Consider the following 18,817-nt stretch of genomic DNA (forward strand, 5'->3'; position numbering starts at 1 on the left):
ACATTTATGATAGAGCGCCTTTTCTTTTTTTTCTAGAATTTTGTTTCAAATCCCCGAGAACTATTTTACACATAGGGGATTAAAAGTAGTATGATCGATTCCTTTATTATTTTAGATCTTTACTCGTTACTTAATCTAATGTAATAATAAAGTCAGTAAAAAAATATTTGCAGGTATTTAATTTGAAGAGCGGTGGTTTTTATGAAAAATAGATTATCTGGAAAAACTGTATATATAATTTTTTTAATAATAATGGTCTTCCTATATATTTCTTCAAAGTATATTAGTAATCAAACAGCCTTTCTCATAATAACTATTTTCCCTTTAGTATATTGGGGTATATATAGTTTTATAAATAGGCAGGTGGAGAAATAGCCTTTCTATTCACACTTGAAAGACCGGGTAACTGAATTTTAAAACTGTTTATTTTTTGGTGAAGAAAATCCTATATAATTTAGTTGATAAAACAGGATTTTCTTCACTTTCTCGATATCCTTTGTGATGGACCCACATCAAGTGTAAGAATTTACTAAAAACGTCATCCTCAAAATATAATAACAATAAAAAACCAAATGATCATAATCAACTGAATCAATACTTTGGCAATAGACCCGCCTAAAAAGCCAAGCAACGAACCGATGGATGCCTTGATTGCGTCGTTAGGAGGTCTCTGTTGTAATAACTCTATGACAAATACGGTAATAAAGGGAACAATAAGAATACCAAAAGGTGGGATAATAAATGATCCAACAATAACCGCTACTACCGCACCTCGTTCTCCCCATTTACTGCCACCATATTTTTTCACAAAATAACTATTTGCTAATATATCTGCTAAAAATAAAAACAGAGTAAAGATAGCCATTATTATCCAGAAAACAATCGTGAGTTCATCTGGGTTGATGATAAACTGATAAAGCAAAAAACCAACCCAAATGACAAGGACTGACGGAATGATTGGATAAATGATTCCGGCAAAACTCAATATGAACAACACAATAATGACAATCCAGACCATCCAATCTAACATATATGCTTCCTCCAAAAAGAAATTTGAATAAGGCCTAGAACCATTTGTTAAGAAGTTTTCCGATATATACTGGAAAGTTTAATCTCTTCCTTATTCATAAAACGTCTTAGATTTTCCCAATGTTTCATCATACCCATTAGAATAAGTACTAAAACAATTGTTGCTGGATCAGTACCTTAAACCATGTATGTCTCTATAAAATAAGCTACATACATACTCAGAATTCCGAATACAGCATAATCCGTTGTAAATGTTACTAGTAGTAATATAATAACCCCAATAATTGCAATTCTAAAATCGATTGCTAAAAAGCACCTATAATAGAGGCTGTACCTTTTCCACCTTTGAAATTCATTGTTATTGGATAGTTATGACCTAAAATAACAAAAAAGGCAGTATTATATAGTAGTATAATCTGATATTCATCCATTACTCCATTATATTCCAAGAAGGATACCATTAATAAAATTGCCAAGGTTGCTTTAAAAATATCTACGAGAGCAACGAATATACCATATTTCCACCCTAACAACATCGTAGTGTTAGAGGCGCCTGCATTCTTACTCCCTAATTTTTTAATATCTATCTGTTTTCGTTTAGCAACAAGCTGTGAACCATTTAGGCAACCGAATAAGTATCCAATCAAAGTTGAGATTAGAAAATACATATGATTCTTCCCCTGTACGATTACTTATTTCTATTATATTAAAAAAATGCCCTATTGGGTTCAAAAGTTTGAGTCATTTTTGAAATTGGGCGCCTTGAAAATCCTGGAAGTCTATCATACGGTCGCTTATACGCTGCAATAAATAGGAATCATGACTTATCGCAAGGACACCAATATTCCGCTCCTTCGCAACACGATGTAACATTTTCCACAAATGCGCTTGTGTAATGGCATCAAGCATTGTCGTAATTTCATCGGCTATAATGAATTTAGTCTCGTCTTGAAATGCTCTTGCTATACAAAATCGTTGTAGCTCTCCTCCTGACAATTCACTTGGCCAACGGGATAACCACTCTTCTTTTATTCCAAGTTCATCTAATACTTTACGATCCATATTACTTTCCATCCATATTTTTTGCATTTTCCATCTTGGATTGATGGACTTCTCCGGATGTTGCCAAATAAACTGAACAGGATGTATTCCCCTATTTTTAATTTGCTTACCGCCAAGCAATACCCTACCACTTTCAGGCTTCATATAACCGGCAATGATTTTAGCCATCGTTGTTTTTCCTGACCCGCTATATCCATGCAAACCAACGATTTCACCAGGGTGAATGGTTAGATGAAGGTCCTTAAATAAATAATCTCCATTCCCATATTTAAAGCTAATTCCTTCCACCTCAAGTTTCGATGATTCGTTCGTTATTGGAATAATCTCCTTTTCCTTAACAAAAAAATCATTTCGCGGAAGTGCATTCCACAACTCCTTTGTAAATGGATGTTGTAGCATTTCCCCTTTTCCCGAGAAATCCTCAACCTTAGCTATTTCAACTGTTTCACCATCACGGAAAACAACTACCTTATTTGCCAATTTTAATGCCGTATCAATATCATGAGTAATGAACATGATACCTTTCCCTTTTTGGGATAGCTGTTTAAGAAGAGAGGTAAGTTCGTCTAGGGTTTGTGGATCAAGTCCCGGTGTTGGCTCATCAGCAATAATCAATTTTGCCGGGCTAACGATAGCCGTAGCCGCTAAAATTCTTCTTGCCATCCCACCAGATAATTCAAATGGATATTTATCAGAAACCTCACTTGAAAGACCTACTTGAGTAAAAACCTTTTGTTGAACAAGCTTTTTATCTTGATTCTGTATAACCTCTTGAACCTGTTTCCCAACTTTCATTAAAGGATTCAAAGCTTGAGTAGATTGGGGGATATATGAAATTTCCTTCCCCCTATATTTCTCTCTCAATTTGTTGCCTTTATAAATAATTTCTCCGTCCGTTAATGCATGCTTTGGTAAGATACCAAGAATCGCACTGGCCAATAAGCTTTTCCCGGAACCACTAGCACCAACGACTGCAACAATTTCTCCTTCATTTATCGTCATGTTAAGGTTTTTAATCACTTTCATCTCTGTTTCTACTAACCCTTTTTTAAAGGTTCGAAACGCTAATGAAAAATTCTTCACTTCTAATAATGGAGGTTGCGGGTTTTCCATCCATTTCCCCTCCTTGCACTAAGACTTCATCCCATCAAAGGGATCGATAAATCGTTTCACATTTTTCCCTAACATATCAAATAGGCTTACCATAACTAATAGAGCTAGTCCCGGGAAAAAGGCAAGCCACCACATACCTACCGAAAGATAACGCATAGACTCTGATAATATAATACCTATTGCTGGTTGTTCAGGTGATAATCCAAAGCCTAGAAAGGTTATGGCAGCTTCATGGAGAATGGCATGTGGAAAGATTAACAAGAAACCTATAAACAATTGCGGGAATACATGTGGAAAAAAATGATTTCTAGCAATCCATAATTTGCTTTTTCCTAATTTCATGGAAATGTTAACATATTCAGCTGTTTTTATTTGTAAGATTTCTGCACGCAAGATCCTTGTTATACTAGGCCAATGAGTGAGTGCTAAACCAATCACCACACCATAAAAACCCCCACCCGCGGCGAAGGAAATTAATATTAAAACGACTATATGGGGGACACTTAAAAATAGATCTATTAACCATGTGACAAACCGATCCCACATTCTATTCCACGAAGCTAATAAACTAAAAAATAAAGCAAGAATGGAACTCGTTAATGCGGCTACTATACCTACTCCAATACTTAACGTTAAGCCCTTTAAGGTTCTTGCTAACATGTCACGCCCTAACCAATCCGTACCAAATATATGATTCCAGGATGGTGCCTCATTTTTCCCTTCCATATGGATAAGAAGTTCCTCATCCGTTATCGACATTCCGGAACTGATAATGGCTAAAAGGAAAAGAACCGAAACGGCTATTTTTATCATTGTTTTTCTTCTTATATTTATCCGATTCAATGAAGGTCCCCCTTTCTTATACGGGGGTCAATTACTTTGTAAAGAATATCGGCAAGTAAGTTTCCGATAAATACAAATACCGAACTAAATAATACAATACCTAATAATAAAGGAACATCTCCACCAAGACCAGCTTGTACAACTGCTTGCCCAAGACCTGGATAGGAAAATACTTGCTCCGCAATAACAGATCCGCCAAAAATTTCCCCGAAAGATGAAAAATGAATAGAAATAGCAGGCAAGGCGATATTACGTAAGCCATGTTGATAAGCAAGTTGATAGCCTTTTTTTCCTTTAGCCTTCGCATAAAGGATATATTCACTTTGTAATACTTCTACTAGCTTTTCCCTAGTATGAAGCGCAATGTTGGATACCCCGATAATACTTAATGTTAAAACTGGCAATAATAAATGCTTGAACTTATCTAGTATAAATACATCTTCTGCCAATACACCAGCTGGAGTGCCTAGACCAATTGGGAACCAACCGAGCCATACTGAAAAAACAGTTAATAATAATAAACCTAACCAAAAAGTGGGCGTGGAAGCTAATGTATAGCAATAAGTTTTAATGAACCGATCTATGATTGTCCCTTGCTTAACCGCCGCAACGACACCTAGTAAAAAACCGATAACCCCTGATAATAGCCAAGCTAGCCCCATTAATCCTAATGAGGCTAGGAAACGCTCCAAGATAATATCGATTACAGGGGCCCGATAGATTAAGGAAGTCCCAAGATCCCCTTGGATGACCGCACTTCCCCAATTCATAAATTGCAATATTCTAGATTCATTCAGGCCCCAATATTCAGCAATCTCTTCTCTTTGTTCCGGACTCACCCTCGTTATATCCGCACCTACATAGGACTGAATAGGATCAATTGGTGAAATTGCCACTAATGTAAAAGAAATAACACTAACTGCAAAAAGTAAACTTAATAGTTTTACTGCCTTACTCAAAATAAACTTAAATACACGTTTTAAATTCAAACTCAGCCTCTCCTACTCCTTCCAATGCCAGTCTTCAATAAAGTCTGTAATTGGCCACCCATGTCCATGTGGTTGAATCTTTTGTTCCCCAATTTCTAGATTTTCATCGATTAAATACAAATGTTGCAGGTTAACAAGCCATGCCCATGGCGCATCCCCTTTTGCTGAGAAGCCTTCTTTTCCATCCCATTGTGCTTTCTTCCAATACTCATTCGCTTCTTCTGTTGATGTTGCCCGTAACGCTTGTTCCATATATTGATCAACAACTTCATTCGAATAATAATTCGTATTATAATAACCTATTCCTCGTGTTTTACTACTGTACAAGTTATACATTTCAAGCGGATCATGACTACCCCAGCCCATCATGATAGGCTCGGAATACATTAATTGTTCTAATTCATTCCAGCTTTTTCCCTCTGTCGTAACGGAAATTCCTAATGGTTTCATCATTTCAGCGAAAGCCATGGATAGAGACTGACGATTTTGATCATCTGCAGGATAAAATAACGTAAAAGCGGCTTCCTTACCATCTTTCACTCTGACACCTTCATCTGTTTCCTTCCAGCCACCTTCGTCTAGAATTTCCTTTGCCTGTTCGATATCATGATCCTCTATCACCGTATCCGGATTCCACCACGGTAATCGATCGGCAACGGAATAAGCTGGTGTTCCATATCCATCCAATACCCCGTCTACCAAGGCCTTTCTATCCACTCCAACGTTTATGGCTTTTCGAATAGAAATATCTGCTGTTACATCATTTCCAATCGGAAACCCATCCTCTGTCATATCCCCACTAGGGACAAATGGGAACATAACTCCTCGATTATCAACAGATTCTAGTTGGATTAATTTCATACCTGGCACTTTTTCGTTCGCAAAGCTGGAAGGAATGGAAACTACATCTACTTCTCCAGCCTTTGCAGCAGCATATCCCGCATCTTCAGATAGGAAAAGAAACGTTAATTTTTTAAAGTATGGTTCTTTTCCATAATAGTGTGGATTTCGTTCTACTATAATTTGTTGACCTTTATCCCACTGAACAAGTTGATATGGTCCTGAACCTATAGGATGTTCCCGATAATTTTCATCATAGGCATGTTCTGGAACAATTCCAGTTGTTACAAGTAAATCGATAAAGGTTGAATCTGGCTTCTCTAAATGAAAGCGAACCGTGTAATCATCAACCGCTTCTATGCCTTTTACATTACTTAAATCCACAACCGAACCACTTCCTTTGGTTTGTTGAAAAGTAAACACAACATCATCCGCGTTCAACTGTTCTCCATCAGAAAACTGAACGTCTTGGCGAATTTCCACCGTCCATGTAAGTCCATCATCGCTCACTTGATAACTTTCTGCGAGGTCATTTTGAATTTCAAAGATTTTGTCATATCGAAGTAATGTACTTTGAAATAAAGGCGAGCCATATCTCCCCCACCCTGTAGTAGGGTCAAATCCCTCTTCCGGCTCACTTCCAACTGCAAGAATTAACTCGTCACTTTGTTTATTAGCATCCTCACTTTTTTCAGTCTCCGTATTAGAGCAAGCAACTAAGCTTATCATTGCAAAAAATAAAACAATAAATGATAATTTTTTCATTTCATAATCTCCTTATTAAAGCTTGTCTTTCCGTACAGTTTATTTTACTATTTTACAACCTCCAATTAAATGTTTTATTACCAAAAAAGATGTCTGTCATTTCTTTTCTAACAGACATCTCATATGTATTATGGATTGAGTTTAAGTCTAGCAGCTTCTAACGCCTTAACTACTATTTTACTTCTTTCCAATGCTTGTTTATACGTAGTATCATTGCTTTCTGAGATCATTTGAATAAATGCCTCCGCCTCATAAACCATGTCTTGCTCTTCCTGTTCAACAGCAAGCTCGTTCATTTGTTTATTTTTACGATCATAATAGGAAATTTTTCTAATAGGAGCAATGTGATCCATCGTAATCGTTCCTTCTTCCCCTTGTATTTCAGAAGGCATGATTGCTTGAGTTATTTTAGAGCAAAGGATAGTTACAACGAAACTCCTATAATCTAAAACTAGGGTACCACTACCATCCACCCCGTTCTCCAACATGACTGGGTAATAATCCAGATTACTAGGCTCACCGAACATATCAATTGCCATACTTAATGGGTAAACACCTAAATCCGTAAGAGCTCCCCCAGCAAACTCTTTTGAAAATACATTTGGTTTCTTTCCCTCTTTTAATGCATCATAACGGGAAGAGTATTGATTGAAATGAAGAACACAACTACGAACCGATCCAATTTTTTCTACCGTATTCTTAAATATTTCATAATTAGGAGAGTATAAATGTCGGTATCCTTCAAATACAAATACATTTTCTTCTTCAGCTAATCCTGAAATGATTTGGAGCTGTTCTTCAGTTAATGCCATTGGTTTTTCACAAAAAACATGTTTTTTTGCCTTTATCACTTTAATAATGTGTTCAACGTGTAATGTATTTGGAGAAGCAATATAAACAAAATCAGTATTTTCCTTTAACATCTCATCTAATTCAGTATACCAACGGTCTGCTCCATTTTTTGTTGCAAAAGACTTAGCTCCGTCCTCTGTTCTAGAGTAAACCGAAGAAAGCACTGCTTTTCCAGTTAGGTTAACTGCTTCAATAAATGATTCGGTAATCCAACTTGTCCCAATTGTAGAATAAGAAATCAAGCATTATCCCTCTCTTCATCTTGTTTAGTTTCATCTGGGTGTGGGTCAATCGTATGTTGATATTCATATCCCTTATTAATTTGTACAATGACTAATACTAAAATAAGGATGACAATAAAGACAGACACGATAGTAATGAGTGTTAATGTACTCACTTTCATCCCCCCAATTCTTCTTAGAAGTAGTTCTCTGCTAAATATATACCCCACCTAAACAGGCAGTAAGACTTCCACCTCAAGCTTCTAGAAGGTAGGTGGGAAATCAACTGCCCGTAAAGGTAACCATCAGTGGCGAATGAAAGAAACCCCCAACTGATAGAAGCCTTCTTTATTATATCATTCTTTCCTTTTCAAATAAGGGGTTCCCTAACAAATTTTTAGGATTTAAGAGAATAATAGATGATTCGCTCGGATATCTTTGGATACATCATTTGTACTCGTTTAATAAAAAGCATTCACGGATAATCCTCTATTTTCAGAAAATACTGGATTTGAATCCATTTATGAACACCTCTATCATTATAATAGAAATTTACTTTTTTACAGTTCCCCAGTATTTCACCCATTTTCTTGACGTTTTTTCACTATCTTAACTTCTTTCTTACCATGGATCCAGTGGTAAAAGTTCCAACTGAATTATTTTTCTTAATTAGAAATATGGATACAAATACTTCATTTAAAAGGAGAGGACATTTAAACTTGAAGAAATTATTTTTAACTTTTGTAACCATAATAGGTTTAATCTTTTTAGCTGCATGCGGCGGATCAGGTGATGCCGGCGCAGAAGGAGGAAAAAGTAAATTAGAGCAACTTCAAGAAAAGGGAACCGTAAAGATTGGTTTTGCCAATGAACCGCCTTATGCTTATGAACAAGGTGGTGAATTAAAAGGGGCGGCTGTTGACATCGCAGAAGCAGTTTTTAAAGAACTAGGAATTGAAGAAATGGATTCACAACTAGCAGACTTTGGTCAACTTATCCCTGGTTTACAAGCACAACAATTTGATGTCGTAACGGCTGGTATGGCAATTAACCCTGACCGTTGCAAAAATGCATTATTTGGGGAACCAGAAATGCAATATGGAGAAGGTTTAATTGTGGAAGCTGGGAATCCACTAGGTCTAGAAAGCTATAAAGATATAGCAGATAATCCCGACGTAACCGTAGTAGTTATGGAGGGTGCTACAGAAATTGAATTTTTAAAATCAGAAGGAGTAAGTGAGGACCAAATCACTACGGCTCCAGATATCCCAGCTACATTCTCTGCCGTTCAATCTGGGCGTGCAGATGCGACAACTGGAACAGAGATGACAGTTAAAATGGCGCTAGAATCCGCTAATACAGATGCTTTGGAATTTGTTGAGACATTTGAACAACCCGATATCGATGGAGTGCCTAGCTATGGTGCTGCTGCATTTAATCTAGAAGATCAAGAACTAGTAGACGCATACAACGAAAAACTGGCTGAACTAAAAGAAAATGGAACCGTTACTGAATTACTGGAGAAAAATGGTTACAGCGCACAAATGAATGCCGTGCCTGATGAAGTTACAACAGAAGCCGTTTGCAATGGGGAATTTTAATGAAGGAAAAATAGACGATGACTCCATAGGGTCCGGTTCCCTCGCCTAGGGGCCTGACTCTATATTTTTTTCTACACCTATTTTTATAAAGGAGTGATGAACATTAGTGCAATAATAGACATATTCCCACAACTACTAAAAGGGCTTGGCGTTACAGTTACCGTTCTGATCGCATCCGCACTTATCGCCTATCTCATGGCTTTTATTGCTGGCTTATGCCGTCTTTCTAATCATATAGTCATTCGAAAAGTTACAGGATTTTATGTAGAGGTATTCCGCGGAACATCTCTAATCGTACAGTTATTCTGGTTGTATTACGCCATACCAATGCTCTTCGGAATTCAGTTAGGTTCCAATTGGTGGGCAGGGGTTATTGCCATTGGTTTAAACTATGGTGCCTATTTATCAGAAGTTGTACGCGGATCCATACAGTCTGTCGCAAAAGGACAAACAGAAGCAGCGATTGCGTTAAATATGTCAAGATTCCAACGGATGCGTCTCATTATATTTCCGCAAGCCGTTCGGATGATGTTACCCGAGTTCGGCAACTACACCATTCAAATGTTAAAAGGGACTGCCTTAGTATCATTAATCGGTTTAAAGGATGTCCTTTATTATGGTGATATAATGCGAAGTACGAACCTATCCCAAGCACCACTTATCTATTTATTAGTATTAGTACTCTATTTTATTCTTGCTCTCCCACTTATCTGGTTAACTAGAAAAGGAGAAAGCATATCTAAGAAAGGGGTGGCTAGTGGATGAATAGCAACTATTGGAATTGGGATACATTCCTCGAAGCCCTCCCCATTGTTCTAAAAGGTTTGGGAATTACGATAGGACTTACCTTTACATGTTTTTTCTTTGCATTACTTTTTGGTTTTGTTTGGACATTTTTACGAAGAATCCCGAATAAGCCACTAAATTGGATCATTACTTGGACGATGGAATTTATTAGATCTACCCCACCACTTGTGCAACTTTTTTTCATTTTTTATGCTTGGCCAATGATTCCCGGAATTGGCGTGACACTTAGTCCTTTTACAAGTGCGGTTATTGGCTTAGGTATTCATTTTAGTACGTATATCGGTGAAATCTATCGTTCGGGAATTGAAAGCGTGGATAAAGGGCAATGGGAAGCTGCCAAGGCACTAAATTTCTCTACCGTTGATAAATGGAGAAGAATCATCTTACCACAGGCACTCCCTCCAACCATTCCAATGCTAGGAAACTATTTCATTATTATGTTTAAAGAGGTTCCATTAGCATCAACTATCGGTGTCGCAGGTATCCTGTTAATGGCAAATACGTATGGGGCACAAAATTGGGCCTATCTAGAACCATTGACTATCGTTGGTATCATTTTCTTATTGCTAAGTTATCCGTCCGCCATTCTCATTAAAAGATTAGAAATAAAATTGAACACACGTTTTGATAAGAAAGCAACATTGGAAAATATGAAAAAAGGAGCGATGATGTAATGTCAGAACCAATTGTAACGTATAGGAATGTTCATAAGGCATTCGGCGATGTCAAGGTTCTTAAAGGCATCGATTTAGATATTTTTCCAGCTGAAAAGATTGCCGTTATTGGTCCAAGTGGCTCGGGGAAAACAACGATTATTCGTATGCTAATGACATTAGAAGAACCAACTTCTGGAGACATCATTATCGATGGAACGAATTTATGGAAAATGGCAAAGAATGGGAAAATGATTCGCGCGAATGAGAAACATTTAAGAGACGTTCGCGGAGATATCGGAATGGTCTTTCAACATTTCAACTTATTCCCTCATATGACTATTTTAGAGAATTGCATGGCCGCTCCAATCCACGTAAAAAAGGAAGATAAACGTGAGGTACACGAACGTGCAATTCAAATGTTGGAAAGAGTTGGACTCGGTGACAAGTTGAACAATTATCCTAGCCAACTTTCTGGCGGGCAAAAACAGCGTGTTGCCATGGCAAGAGCATTAGTGATGAGACCAAAAATCATGTTATTTGATGAAGTAACATCTGCTTTAGATCCCGAACTAGTCGGGGAAGTACTTGAAGTTATTCGTGATATAGCACGCAACGACGATATGGCAATGGTTCTCGTCACACATGAAATGGACTTCGCACTAGATATTGCTGACAAAGTATTATTTTTAGATAATGGAGTGATTGCAGAACAAGGCACCGCAAATGAAGTCATCGAGCACTCCACAAACGAACGATTACAAACATTCTTGCACCGTTTTCGGAGTGTTTGAAGAATCCATGTTGAGATGTTCATAAACGGATGAGTTACCGAATTTGGAAAAAGAAGCTGCGTTCCGGCACTCATAAGGTGAATGAGTTACAGAATTCGGAAAAGGAATCCGTGTTCCGGCACTCATAAGGCGGATGAGTTACCGAATTCGGAAAAAGAAGCCCTGTTCCGGCACTCATAAGGCGGATGAGTGCCCGAATCTGGAAAAAGAAGCTGCGTTCCGGCACTCATAAGGCGAATGAGTTACCGAATTCGGAAAAAGAAGGAGATTTTGTCCCTGATAACCACTCATGGACATTTGCTTGGAAAAAGAGGGAAATCTGTCCGTGATAACACGGTTAAAGTCCAACTAATACAGACACATCTAACCAAAAAAATAAGCGTGATACCCCACCAACTCTTTGTTGATAAAAGTATCACGCTTATTTTTCCAAGCCTTTTATTTATCTTCCCCAATAATACGAACTTCACGTTCCAACGCTACACCGAATTTGTCTTTTACTGTATGTTGAACAAAGTGAATTAATTCGATATATTCACTTGCAGTCGCATTATCGACATTTACGATAAATCCTGCATGTTTACGAGAGACCTGTGCCCCTCCTATTTGTTTACCTTGTAAATGACTATCTTGAATTAATTTACCTGCAAAATATCCAGGTGGGCGTTTAAATACACTTCCGCAAGATGGATATTCTAAAGGCTGTTTCGATTCACGCTTATACGTCAAATCATCCATAATTGCTTTAATTTCATCATATTTTCCATTCTTTAATGAAAATTCAGCTTCAAGGACAATGTACCCATTATCTGGGATATTACTTTTCCGATAAGTCAAATCTAACTCATCAGCTGCAACAGTATGTAATTCCCCTTCTTTTGTAACAACGACTGCACTTGTTAATACATCTTTAATTTCGCCACCATAAGCACCGGCATTCATATATAATGCTCCACCTACAGAACCTGGAATTCCACAGGCAAACTCCAGACCAGTTAGCTCCTCTTTTAAAGCGTGCCTAGAAACATCAATAATTCTTGCCCCACTTTGTGCAACAACGACATTTTCCTCTGTCTTAATTTCATTTAGCTTTTGTAAATTTAATACAATACCTCGAATCCCACCATCTTTTACAATTAAATTAGAACCATTTCCTAACAAAGTAAAAGTAGTGTTTTCACTGTTTGCAAGTTTTACAATATCTTGTACTTCTTTATAGTTTTCTGGAGTAACATAAAAATCTGCACTCCCACCTAATTTGGTATACGTATGATTCCTTAGTTCCTCATTTGCTAATACATTTTCTTTTGAAGTAATCTCGATTAGTTTATTATAAAGATGATGATTGATTTCCAACAAAATCATTCCTTTTATTTAATATATATGGAAGCATAACAATTCAGCTTATTAATCTTTTTATAAGAAAGGCCACGTCCGGCGACTAGCACTTCCGCTTTGCTCTTTACATTTCAACTATATGTTAAAAGTATTTAAAAAACCACCAAAGTATTTGGTGATTTTTTAAATAGATAATTTCCTTTTATATTGTAAGTCATTGTGACTCATCTTGCCACAAAAAAGAATGAATCATTTGATCAACTTTCTGACTTTCATGCAAATCACTATGTCCTAAATCATCATCCTGTATGATAACTTCTTTTAGTTGATTTTCTGGAACGATATTCCGAATCGTTTGGACACTTTCAGGATAAGCAACTAAATCTCCTGTACTACCGATGTTTAATACATCAACTGTTTGAGGAAATCCCCCTTGGTAAAGCATTCGGAGTGCTACTGAATTTGGTTTCAAATCATTTGCAGCTGCATCTTGATGCTTTTTAAAATATTCCTTATTATAAATCCCATCAAATGGACTTCCGATTGCAACAAATCGTCGAACATTAGGATAGTCTTCCGTATTATATTGCTGCATGTAATAAACGGAAATAATTCCCCCCATGGAATGTCCAACTAAATTAACTGTGTTTACATTATAATTCTCTTTCAAATGGCGTAATGCATCAGATAGCCATCTGGCACTATCCGAAAAATTAGCTCGATTATTTTGCAGTATAATTTGAACAAACATTTGATCGGCTTGTGCCCCATTTACTTTATAATCCAGGATTCGTCCATTTGAAGAAATAAAATAGACCAATCCTTTTTTCCCCCAACCATTCTTTTCAAAACGGTTAAGCATCGTATTAAAAGATTTAGCTGTCCCTTTGTACCCATGAATAAACACAGTTGGTATACTATTCGTTGTTTCTGACCTTGCTTTATTTGGGATATAAATATATGCAGTAATACCAGTTAGAAAAAGTATAAATAGAATGATACCGATAATTAGTCTGATTTTATTTTTCAAATTCTTCCCTCTTTAAGCGTGAGTTCAAAAGTACGATGAAAAAACCTAGGTCGGCTAAATGTGCAACGTCCTGGGGATCCGATTACTCGCCCCACCGTAAGCTATCGCCAACTAGAAACGTCGAAGTATCATTTTTACCGAACTTGTTGAACCCTTTCTCAAGTTGTATGATTTTGTAATGTTTTTTGTTTTAATATAAACCAAGTAAAATATGCAGCGATACATAATAAAAGTATTTTAACAAAGATTAACGGAACGACGAAGATAACGGTGTATAACATAGAAACCCAAATCATCGTAACACCAATCACCTTTGCCTTTAAAGGAATCCCTCTTCCTTCTCGGTAATCTAAAATATATTGGCCAAAGTGTTTATTTGTAATTAGCCAATGATAAAGTCTCTTTGAGCTACGGATATAACAAGCAGCTGCTAGTAAAAGTAATGGTGTTGTTGGTATTAAAGGTAAAAATATCCCTATAATACCTATTCCCAATGAAAGAGAACCTACAGTTATCAAAAATAGCTTTTTCACTGTTTGCATATTTTTACACCTACTAATTAAGCAATCGTACTCATTATAACACCATTAATAACTGTTTGATCTGTATGGTTTAGAACATTTTATGACATCTTATACGGATGTCCGTTTATTATGCGCGTTCAAAAAGGGGATGAAAAAGGACCGAGATCGGCTAAAAACGCAACGTCCTATTTATTTTCACCGGACCTTTTGCACAACCGCTTATCGTTTTATCTCAGTAATTGGATTAAAGATAGGTTGCCCATTTTTAAATGTAGCAATGTATTGAAAGCCAATGGATTCTAAGAGTTCCAGTGATTCTTTGAATTTGTATGCTAGCGTTGTTTCTAGATGAGAATCCGAACCTAATGTAATAATCTCTCCACCGCATTCTTTATATAGAGATAAGATATCCGGACTTGGCATTCCACCTTCAAGGCCATATCTATATCCTGAGGTATTTAATTCAATCCCTTTTCCTGCTGGAATAATTTCTGCAAAGATTTCTCGAATGACCTCATGAAAATGATGTTTACTTTTCTCGTTTGTATAACGCTTAACTAAGTCAAGGTGACCTAAAATATGAAAACCTTTAAAACGTTTGACACATTCTAGTAATTCCTCATAATAAATTTCGTATGCCTTATCAACTGTTTTATCTTTGAAAAAGTCTCCCGAATGAAGATCCTTTTCTTCCGTTGAGTGCATGGAACATATAACAAAATCAAAGGTTTCCTCTTGCATTAATTTTTCATATCTATCAAGCAACCGTGGTTCTACCCCGATTTCTACTCCTTTTTTAATACGAATTTTGCTGCGATATGTTTCTTGTAGTTCCTTTATCTTTTTATCATATTCTTTTAAGTCAAACTCAAAAATCCAATCTTTATCCGGATAATCGTAATCAATATGATCTGTAAAGCAAATTTCCTCTAAACCAATTTCGATTGCCTTTTCAACTGTCTTTTCCATTTCCGTATCACAGTCTGCGGAAAAATCACTATGTATATGATAATCAAACATGTAAAACGCTCCTTTTGTGCATTGACTTTTATTCTTATCTTCTTTATAATACAATATAACTTTAATTAGATAAAGTAATAAAGCGATAAAGCTTTTGGAATATATATTTTTTTCAAATTGTATAACAGTTGAACTGTAGTTTGTTAAAACCTTTAACGAAAAGGAGAATTCTTCATGCAGAGATACGTGATGGATAACAATAAAAATACAAATGTAAAAGACTTTCAAATAAGGGATGAACTTATTCAAAGCTTAAAAAACAGATTTTCTACCTATGGATATAAACAAGTTCGAACATCAACATTTGAATCCTATGACATGTACTCGAATATTATTGGAACCGTAAATAAGGATGAGATGATTAAAGTAATTGATTCTTCAGGGAAAGTATTAGTGCTAAGGCCAGATGTTACGATTCCATTAAATCGAATGACAACATTAAATGGTCTTCATCAAGATAATCAACGCGTATTCTATGTATTAGATGTGTTCCGCCAGTCTAAAGAACAGGCAGATCAAAAGGAAAGTACACAGGCTGGTGTGGAGTGTTTTGGTAACCAATCAGCCGAAACTGATTCCGAAATCATTATGATGGCTATACACACATTAAAAGATTTAGGTTTTCGAAATTTTAAATTAGAGGTTGGGCACGCCGGGTTTTTTAAAGAATTGATTCAGCAAACAACATTAACTTCACATCAGTTAGATGCTTTGCAATCACTCGTTCACTCAAAAAATTCAATTGAAATAGAACCATTTCTAACACAATTGGATATCAAGGAAGATGTAAGAAAGGCCATTCAATCCATCCCAATGCTTTATGGAGACCCGGAAGTAGTTATGGAACAGGCAAAATCCATTATCCAAAATGAATCCATGCAATCGATTCTGCAAAATCTTATTGATATTTATGAATTATTAAAAGCATACGGAGAAGAAAACTCCATTGTTTTAAACCTTGGCCTTATTAATAATATGAACTATTACTCAGGGGTTATATTCCAAGGATTTGTAGACAGTGTAGGTAAGCCTGTATTAATGGGTGGTAGATATGATCATTTAAGTGAACAATTCGGTCAACCTAATCCAGCTATTGGATTTGCCTTTGAGGTAGATTTATTAATTCACGCATTGCAACAACAAGGACTAACCAATAATCTTGGGGCGGTGGCGGATATGATTATTCAGTACGATCAAGAAGTACAAACAGAAGCACTTCGCTCAGCATATCTTCTACGCGACTATGGATATCAGGTACTTACCTACTCTACTAGTAGCGACATGATTAATAATAACTTAGAGGCGAAGTTCACTGCCCGATTTTCTTCTGAAGCTTATCTATTATATGGTCAAGGAACGAAACAATCTTTTTCCAATCAGGAAGAGCTAATGTCCTTGTTACAGAAGGAGGAGCTATAATTGGAACCTATTACACTAGCACTTGCAAAAGGAAGACCGGCTAAAAGCACCATAGAATTGTTAGAAAAAACCGGAGAGCATTTTGTTGAATTACATGAGGACAGCAGAAAACTTGTATTTTATAATGAAAACCAATCCATGAAGGTCATTTTCGTTAAAGCACTAGACGTTCCTACATATGTAGAAAAAGGAGCAGCAGACATCGGGATTGTCGGGAAAGATAACATTATGGAATCTCAAGCCGATGTTTATGAACTACTTGATTTGAAAATAGGAACATGTAAGTTTTCTGTTGCTGGAAAACCGAATCATGAAATAAAAAATAATCAGAAGTTAACTATTGCTACTAAATATCCAAATGTAACAAAGAAGCATTTTCAAACAAAAGACCAAGCAATTGAAATAGTGAAATTAAATGGGTCAGTAGAATTAGCACCTATTATTGGGTTATCTGATTACATCGTTGATATTGTTGAAACGGGTAGCACTCTAAAAGAAAACGGGCTGGTAGTATTAGAAGATATTGAAAATATTAGTACAAGATTAATCGTTAATAAAGCTAGTTTTGCAACAAAGGCAACAGAAGTTCAGAATTTTATTAATCAATTAAAATCAGCTATGGAGTGATATAGATGAAAATAATAACATCCGGGGAGTTTTTCACGGAGAAAAAAAACACCACCTCCACACAGATAAACGAAAAGCAACTAGACAATATAGTTTTAGATATCATTACACAAGTAAGGAAAGATAAGGATACCGCTTTATTCCGTTATACGGAGCATTTTGATAACGTTAAACTGGATAGCTTGCTCGTTTCGGAATCAGAATTCAAAGAAGCTAGAGAAAAAGTAGATACATCGTTTATCGAAGCAATTCAAGAAGCAAAACAAAATATTCGTACTTTCCACGAGGCTCAAAAAGAACAATCATGGTTTATGGAAAAGGAAAATGGGATCGTATTAGGCCAAAAAGTAACTCCACTTGAAAAAGTAGGCGTTTATATCCCTGGAGGAAAAGCTGCATACCCTTCTTCTATTTTAATGGATGTAATCCCAGCACAGATAGCTGGTGTGGAAAAAATCGTTATTACAACACCACCTCAACAAAATGGCAAAATCAGTCCATATGTACTTGTTGCTGCAGAGGAAGTTGGTGTGACTAGTATTTATAAAGTTGGTGGTGCACAAGCCATTGCCGCATTAGCTTATGGAACGGAATCGATTGAAAAAGTAGATAAAATAGTTGGTCCGGGAAATGCCTTTGTTGCAAGAGCGAAAAAATGGGTATACGGAGATGTTGCCATTGATATGATTGCAGGGCCTAGTGAAATTTGTGTAGTTGCAGATAAATCTGCCCCAGTAAATTATGTCGCTGCAGACTTACTTTCTCAAGCAGAACATGATGAATCAGCCAGCGCCATTTGTGTAACTACAAATAAGGAATTAGCGGAAGAAATTAAGATAGAGATAGAAAAACAACTTGAAACACTCGAAAGAAAAGCAATTACGGAAAAATCAATAGAACAAAACGGTCGAATTATTGTTGCAAATAATGAAGATGATGCATTCAAGGTGGTTAATGAAATTGCCCCAGAACATTTACAATTAATGATTCAAAACCCAACCGAAAAGGTTAATAAAGTAAAACATGCAGGAGCCATTTTCTTAGGTAATTATTCACCAGAACCATTAGGAGATTATTTTGCTGGTCCAAATCATACACTTCCTACTAGTGGTACAGCGAGATTTGCTTCTCCATTAGGTGTATATGACTTTGTGAAAAAATCAAGTATTATTCACTATTCACAGGAAGCATTATTAGAAGCAACGAACAAAATCACAAACATTGCAAATGTGGAAGGATTTACTGCCCATGCAAATTCTATAGCAATACGTGATCAAAAAGGAGGATGAA

Annotated in this window: 18 protein-coding genes and 1 pseudogene; 7 read left to right on the forward strand and 12 right to left on the reverse strand. The window is 36.4% G+C overall.

Annotated features, from left to right (window positions below):
- Window positions 1-544: 544 nt before the first annotated feature.
- From ACFQ18_RS10035 to ytzI, 8 genes and pseudogenes are all read right to left on the reverse strand, one after another.
- Window positions 545-1,030 (reverse strand): DUF456 family protein, encoded by a 486-nt coding sequence (locus ACFQ18_RS10035; RefSeq protein WP_204798258.1) that lies wholly within the window; start codon window positions 1,028-1,030, stop codon window positions 545-547.
- A 47-nt stretch (window positions 1,031-1,077) separates the two neighbouring features.
- Window positions 1,078-1,697 (reverse strand): annotated as a pseudogene (locus ACFQ18_RS10040) (glycerol-3-phosphate acyltransferase).
- A gap of 73 nt (window positions 1,698-1,770) precedes the next feature.
- Window positions 1,771-3,204 (reverse strand): ABC transporter ATP-binding protein, encoded by a 1,434-nt coding sequence (locus ACFQ18_RS10045; protein ID WP_204798259.1) that lies wholly within the window; start codon window positions 3,202-3,204, stop codon window positions 1,771-1,773.
- 18 nt (window positions 3,205-3,222) lie between these two features.
- Window positions 3,223-4,038 (reverse strand): ABC transporter permease, encoded by an 816-nt coding sequence (locus ACFQ18_RS10050; protein ID WP_225344133.1) that lies wholly within the window; start codon window positions 4,036-4,038, stop codon window positions 3,223-3,225.
- A 5-nt stretch (window positions 4,039-4,043) separates the two neighbouring features.
- On the reverse strand, window positions 4,044-5,036 hold the full coding sequence (locus tag ACFQ18_RS10055) for an ABC transporter permease (RefSeq protein WP_047184957.1): 993 nt from the start codon (window positions 5,034-5,036) through the stop codon (window positions 4,044-4,046).
- Window positions 5,037-5,048: 12 nt separating this feature from the next.
- Window positions 5,049-6,641: an ABC transporter substrate-binding protein gene (locus ACFQ18_RS10060; protein WP_204798260.1), complete on the reverse strand. Its 1,593-nt coding sequence runs from the start codon at window positions 6,639-6,641 to the stop codon at window positions 5,049-5,051.
- Between the two features lie 128 nt (window positions 6,642-6,769).
- Window positions 6,770-7,735, reverse strand: coding sequence for a Gfo/Idh/MocA family protein (locus ACFQ18_RS10065; RefSeq protein WP_204798261.1), 966 nt, complete (start codon window positions 7,733-7,735; stop codon window positions 6,770-6,772).
- Window positions 7,732-7,890, reverse strand: coding sequence for a YtzI protein (gene ytzI / locus ACFQ18_RS10070; RefSeq protein ID WP_371690292.1), 159 nt, complete (start codon window positions 7,888-7,890; stop codon window positions 7,732-7,734). Before ytzI ends, ACFQ18_RS10065 begins: the two co-directional genes overlap by 4 nt.
- A gap of 543 nt (window positions 7,891-8,433) precedes the next feature.
- Here ytzI and ehuB point away from each other — a divergent pair.
- From ehuB to ehuA, 4 genes are all read left to right on the forward strand, one after another.
- Complete coding sequence (gene ehuB / locus ACFQ18_RS10075) at window positions 8,434-9,315, forward strand: ectoine/hydroxyectoine ABC transporter substrate-binding protein EhuB (RefSeq protein ID WP_060667824.1); 882 nt, start codon at window positions 8,434-8,436, stop codon at window positions 9,313-9,315.
- A 96-nt stretch (window positions 9,316-9,411) separates the two neighbouring features.
- On the forward strand, window positions 9,412-10,080 hold the full coding sequence (gene ehuC / locus ACFQ18_RS10080; RefSeq protein WP_060667823.1) for an ectoine/hydroxyectoine ABC transporter permease subunit EhuC: 669 nt from the start codon (window positions 9,412-9,414) through the stop codon (window positions 10,078-10,080).
- Window positions 10,077-10,796 (forward strand): ectoine/hydroxyectoine ABC transporter permease subunit EhuD, encoded by a 720-nt coding sequence (gene ehuD / locus ACFQ18_RS10085; RefSeq protein ID WP_047184954.1) that lies wholly within the window; start codon window positions 10,077-10,079, stop codon window positions 10,794-10,796. Before ehuC ends, ehuD begins: the two co-directional genes overlap by 4 nt.
- Window positions 10,796-11,569, forward strand: coding sequence for an ectoine/hydroxyectoine ABC transporter ATP-binding protein EhuA (ehuA, locus tag ACFQ18_RS10090; protein WP_060667822.1), 774 nt, complete (start codon window positions 10,796-10,798; stop codon window positions 11,567-11,569). The genes ehuD and ehuA overlap by 1 nt, the downstream gene beginning before the upstream one ends.
- Before the next feature lie 438 nt (window positions 11,570-12,007).
- On the opposite strand, the gene murB is transcribed toward ehuA, so the two are convergent.
- The 4 genes from murB to ACFQ18_RS10110 form a co-directional block, all read right to left on the reverse strand.
- Entirely contained in the window at window positions 12,008-12,925 is a 918-nt protein-coding gene (gene murB, locus ACFQ18_RS10095) for a UDP-N-acetylmuramate dehydrogenase (RefSeq protein ID WP_204798262.1), read from the reverse strand.
- Between the two features lie 196 nt (window positions 12,926-13,121).
- Window positions 13,122-13,937, reverse strand: a complete 816-nt coding sequence (locus tag ACFQ18_RS10100; RefSeq protein ID WP_047184951.1) for an alpha/beta fold hydrolase — start codon at window positions 13,935-13,937, stop codon at window positions 13,122-13,124.
- 158 nt (window positions 13,938-14,095) lie between these two features.
- Complete coding sequence (locus ACFQ18_RS10105) at window positions 14,096-14,479, reverse strand: YbaN family protein (protein ID WP_047184950.1); 384 nt, start codon at window positions 14,477-14,479, stop codon at window positions 14,096-14,098.
- Between the two features lie 201 nt (window positions 14,480-14,680).
- Entirely contained in the window at window positions 14,681-15,481 is an 801-nt protein-coding gene (locus ACFQ18_RS10110; protein ID WP_047184949.1) for a histidinol-phosphatase HisJ family protein, read from the reverse strand.
- A gap of 174 nt (window positions 15,482-15,655) precedes the next feature.
- Between ACFQ18_RS10110 and hisZ the strand changes: the two genes are divergently transcribed.
- The 3 genes from hisZ to hisD are packed head-to-tail and all read left to right on the forward strand — an operon-like array spanning window position 15,656 to window position 18,816.
- Window positions 15,656-16,900, forward strand: coding sequence for an ATP phosphoribosyltransferase regulatory subunit (gene hisZ, locus ACFQ18_RS10115; RefSeq protein WP_047184948.1), 1,245 nt, complete (start codon window positions 15,656-15,658; stop codon window positions 16,898-16,900).
- Window positions 16,901-17,527, forward strand: coding sequence for an ATP phosphoribosyltransferase (hisG, locus tag ACFQ18_RS10120; RefSeq protein ID WP_047184947.1), 627 nt, complete (start codon window positions 16,901-16,903; stop codon window positions 17,525-17,527).
- A 5-nt stretch (window positions 17,528-17,532) separates the two neighbouring features.
- Window positions 17,533-18,816, forward strand: a complete 1,284-nt coding sequence (gene hisD / locus ACFQ18_RS10125) for a histidinol dehydrogenase (RefSeq protein ID WP_204798263.1) — start codon at window positions 17,533-17,535, stop codon at window positions 18,814-18,816.
- Window position 18,817 lies beyond the last annotated feature (1 nt).

Source organism: Oceanobacillus caeni (assembly GCF_042678465.1).
Taxonomy (GTDB): domain Bacteria; phylum Bacillota; class Bacilli; order Bacillales; family Amphibacillaceae; genus Oceanobacillus; species Oceanobacillus caeni.

Excerpts from the sequence above, each read along its gene's own strand:
- ACFQ18_RS10035 (WP_204798258.1), bottom strand. The coding sequence starts at position 1,030 with ATGTTAGATTGGATGGTCTGGATTGTCATTATTGTGTTGTTCATATTG.
- ACFQ18_RS10045 (WP_204798259.1), bottom strand. The coding sequence starts at position 3,204 with ATGGAAAACCCGCAACCTCCATTATTAGAAGTGAAGAATTTTTCATTA.
- ACFQ18_RS10060 (WP_204798260.1), bottom strand. The coding sequence starts at position 6,641 with ATGAAAAAATTATCATTTATTGTTTTATTTTTTGCAATGATAAGCTTA.
- ehuC (WP_060667823.1), top strand. The coding sequence starts at position 9,412 with ATGAACATTAGTGCAATAATAGACATATTCCCACAACTACTAAAAGGG.
- ehuD (WP_047184954.1), top strand. The coding sequence starts at position 10,077 with ATGAATAGCAACTATTGGAATTGGGATACATTCCTCGAAGCCCTCCCC.
- ehuA (WP_060667822.1), top strand. The coding sequence starts at position 10,796 with ATGTCAGAACCAATTGTAACGTATAGGAATGTTCATAAGGCATTCGGC.
- ACFQ18_RS10105 (WP_047184950.1), bottom strand. The coding sequence starts at position 14,479 with ATGCAAACAGTGAAAAAGCTATTTTTGATAACTGTAGGTTCTCTTTCA.
- ACFQ18_RS10110 (WP_047184949.1), bottom strand. The coding sequence starts at position 15,481 with ATGTTTGATTATCATATACATAGTGATTTTTCCGCAGACTGTGATACG.
- hisZ (WP_047184948.1), top strand. The coding sequence starts at position 15,656 with ATGCAGAGATACGTGATGGATAACAATAAAAATACAAATGTAAAAGAC.
- hisD (WP_204798263.1), top strand. The coding sequence starts at position 17,533 with ATGAAAATAATAACATCCGGGGAGTTTTTCACGGAGAAAAAAAACACC.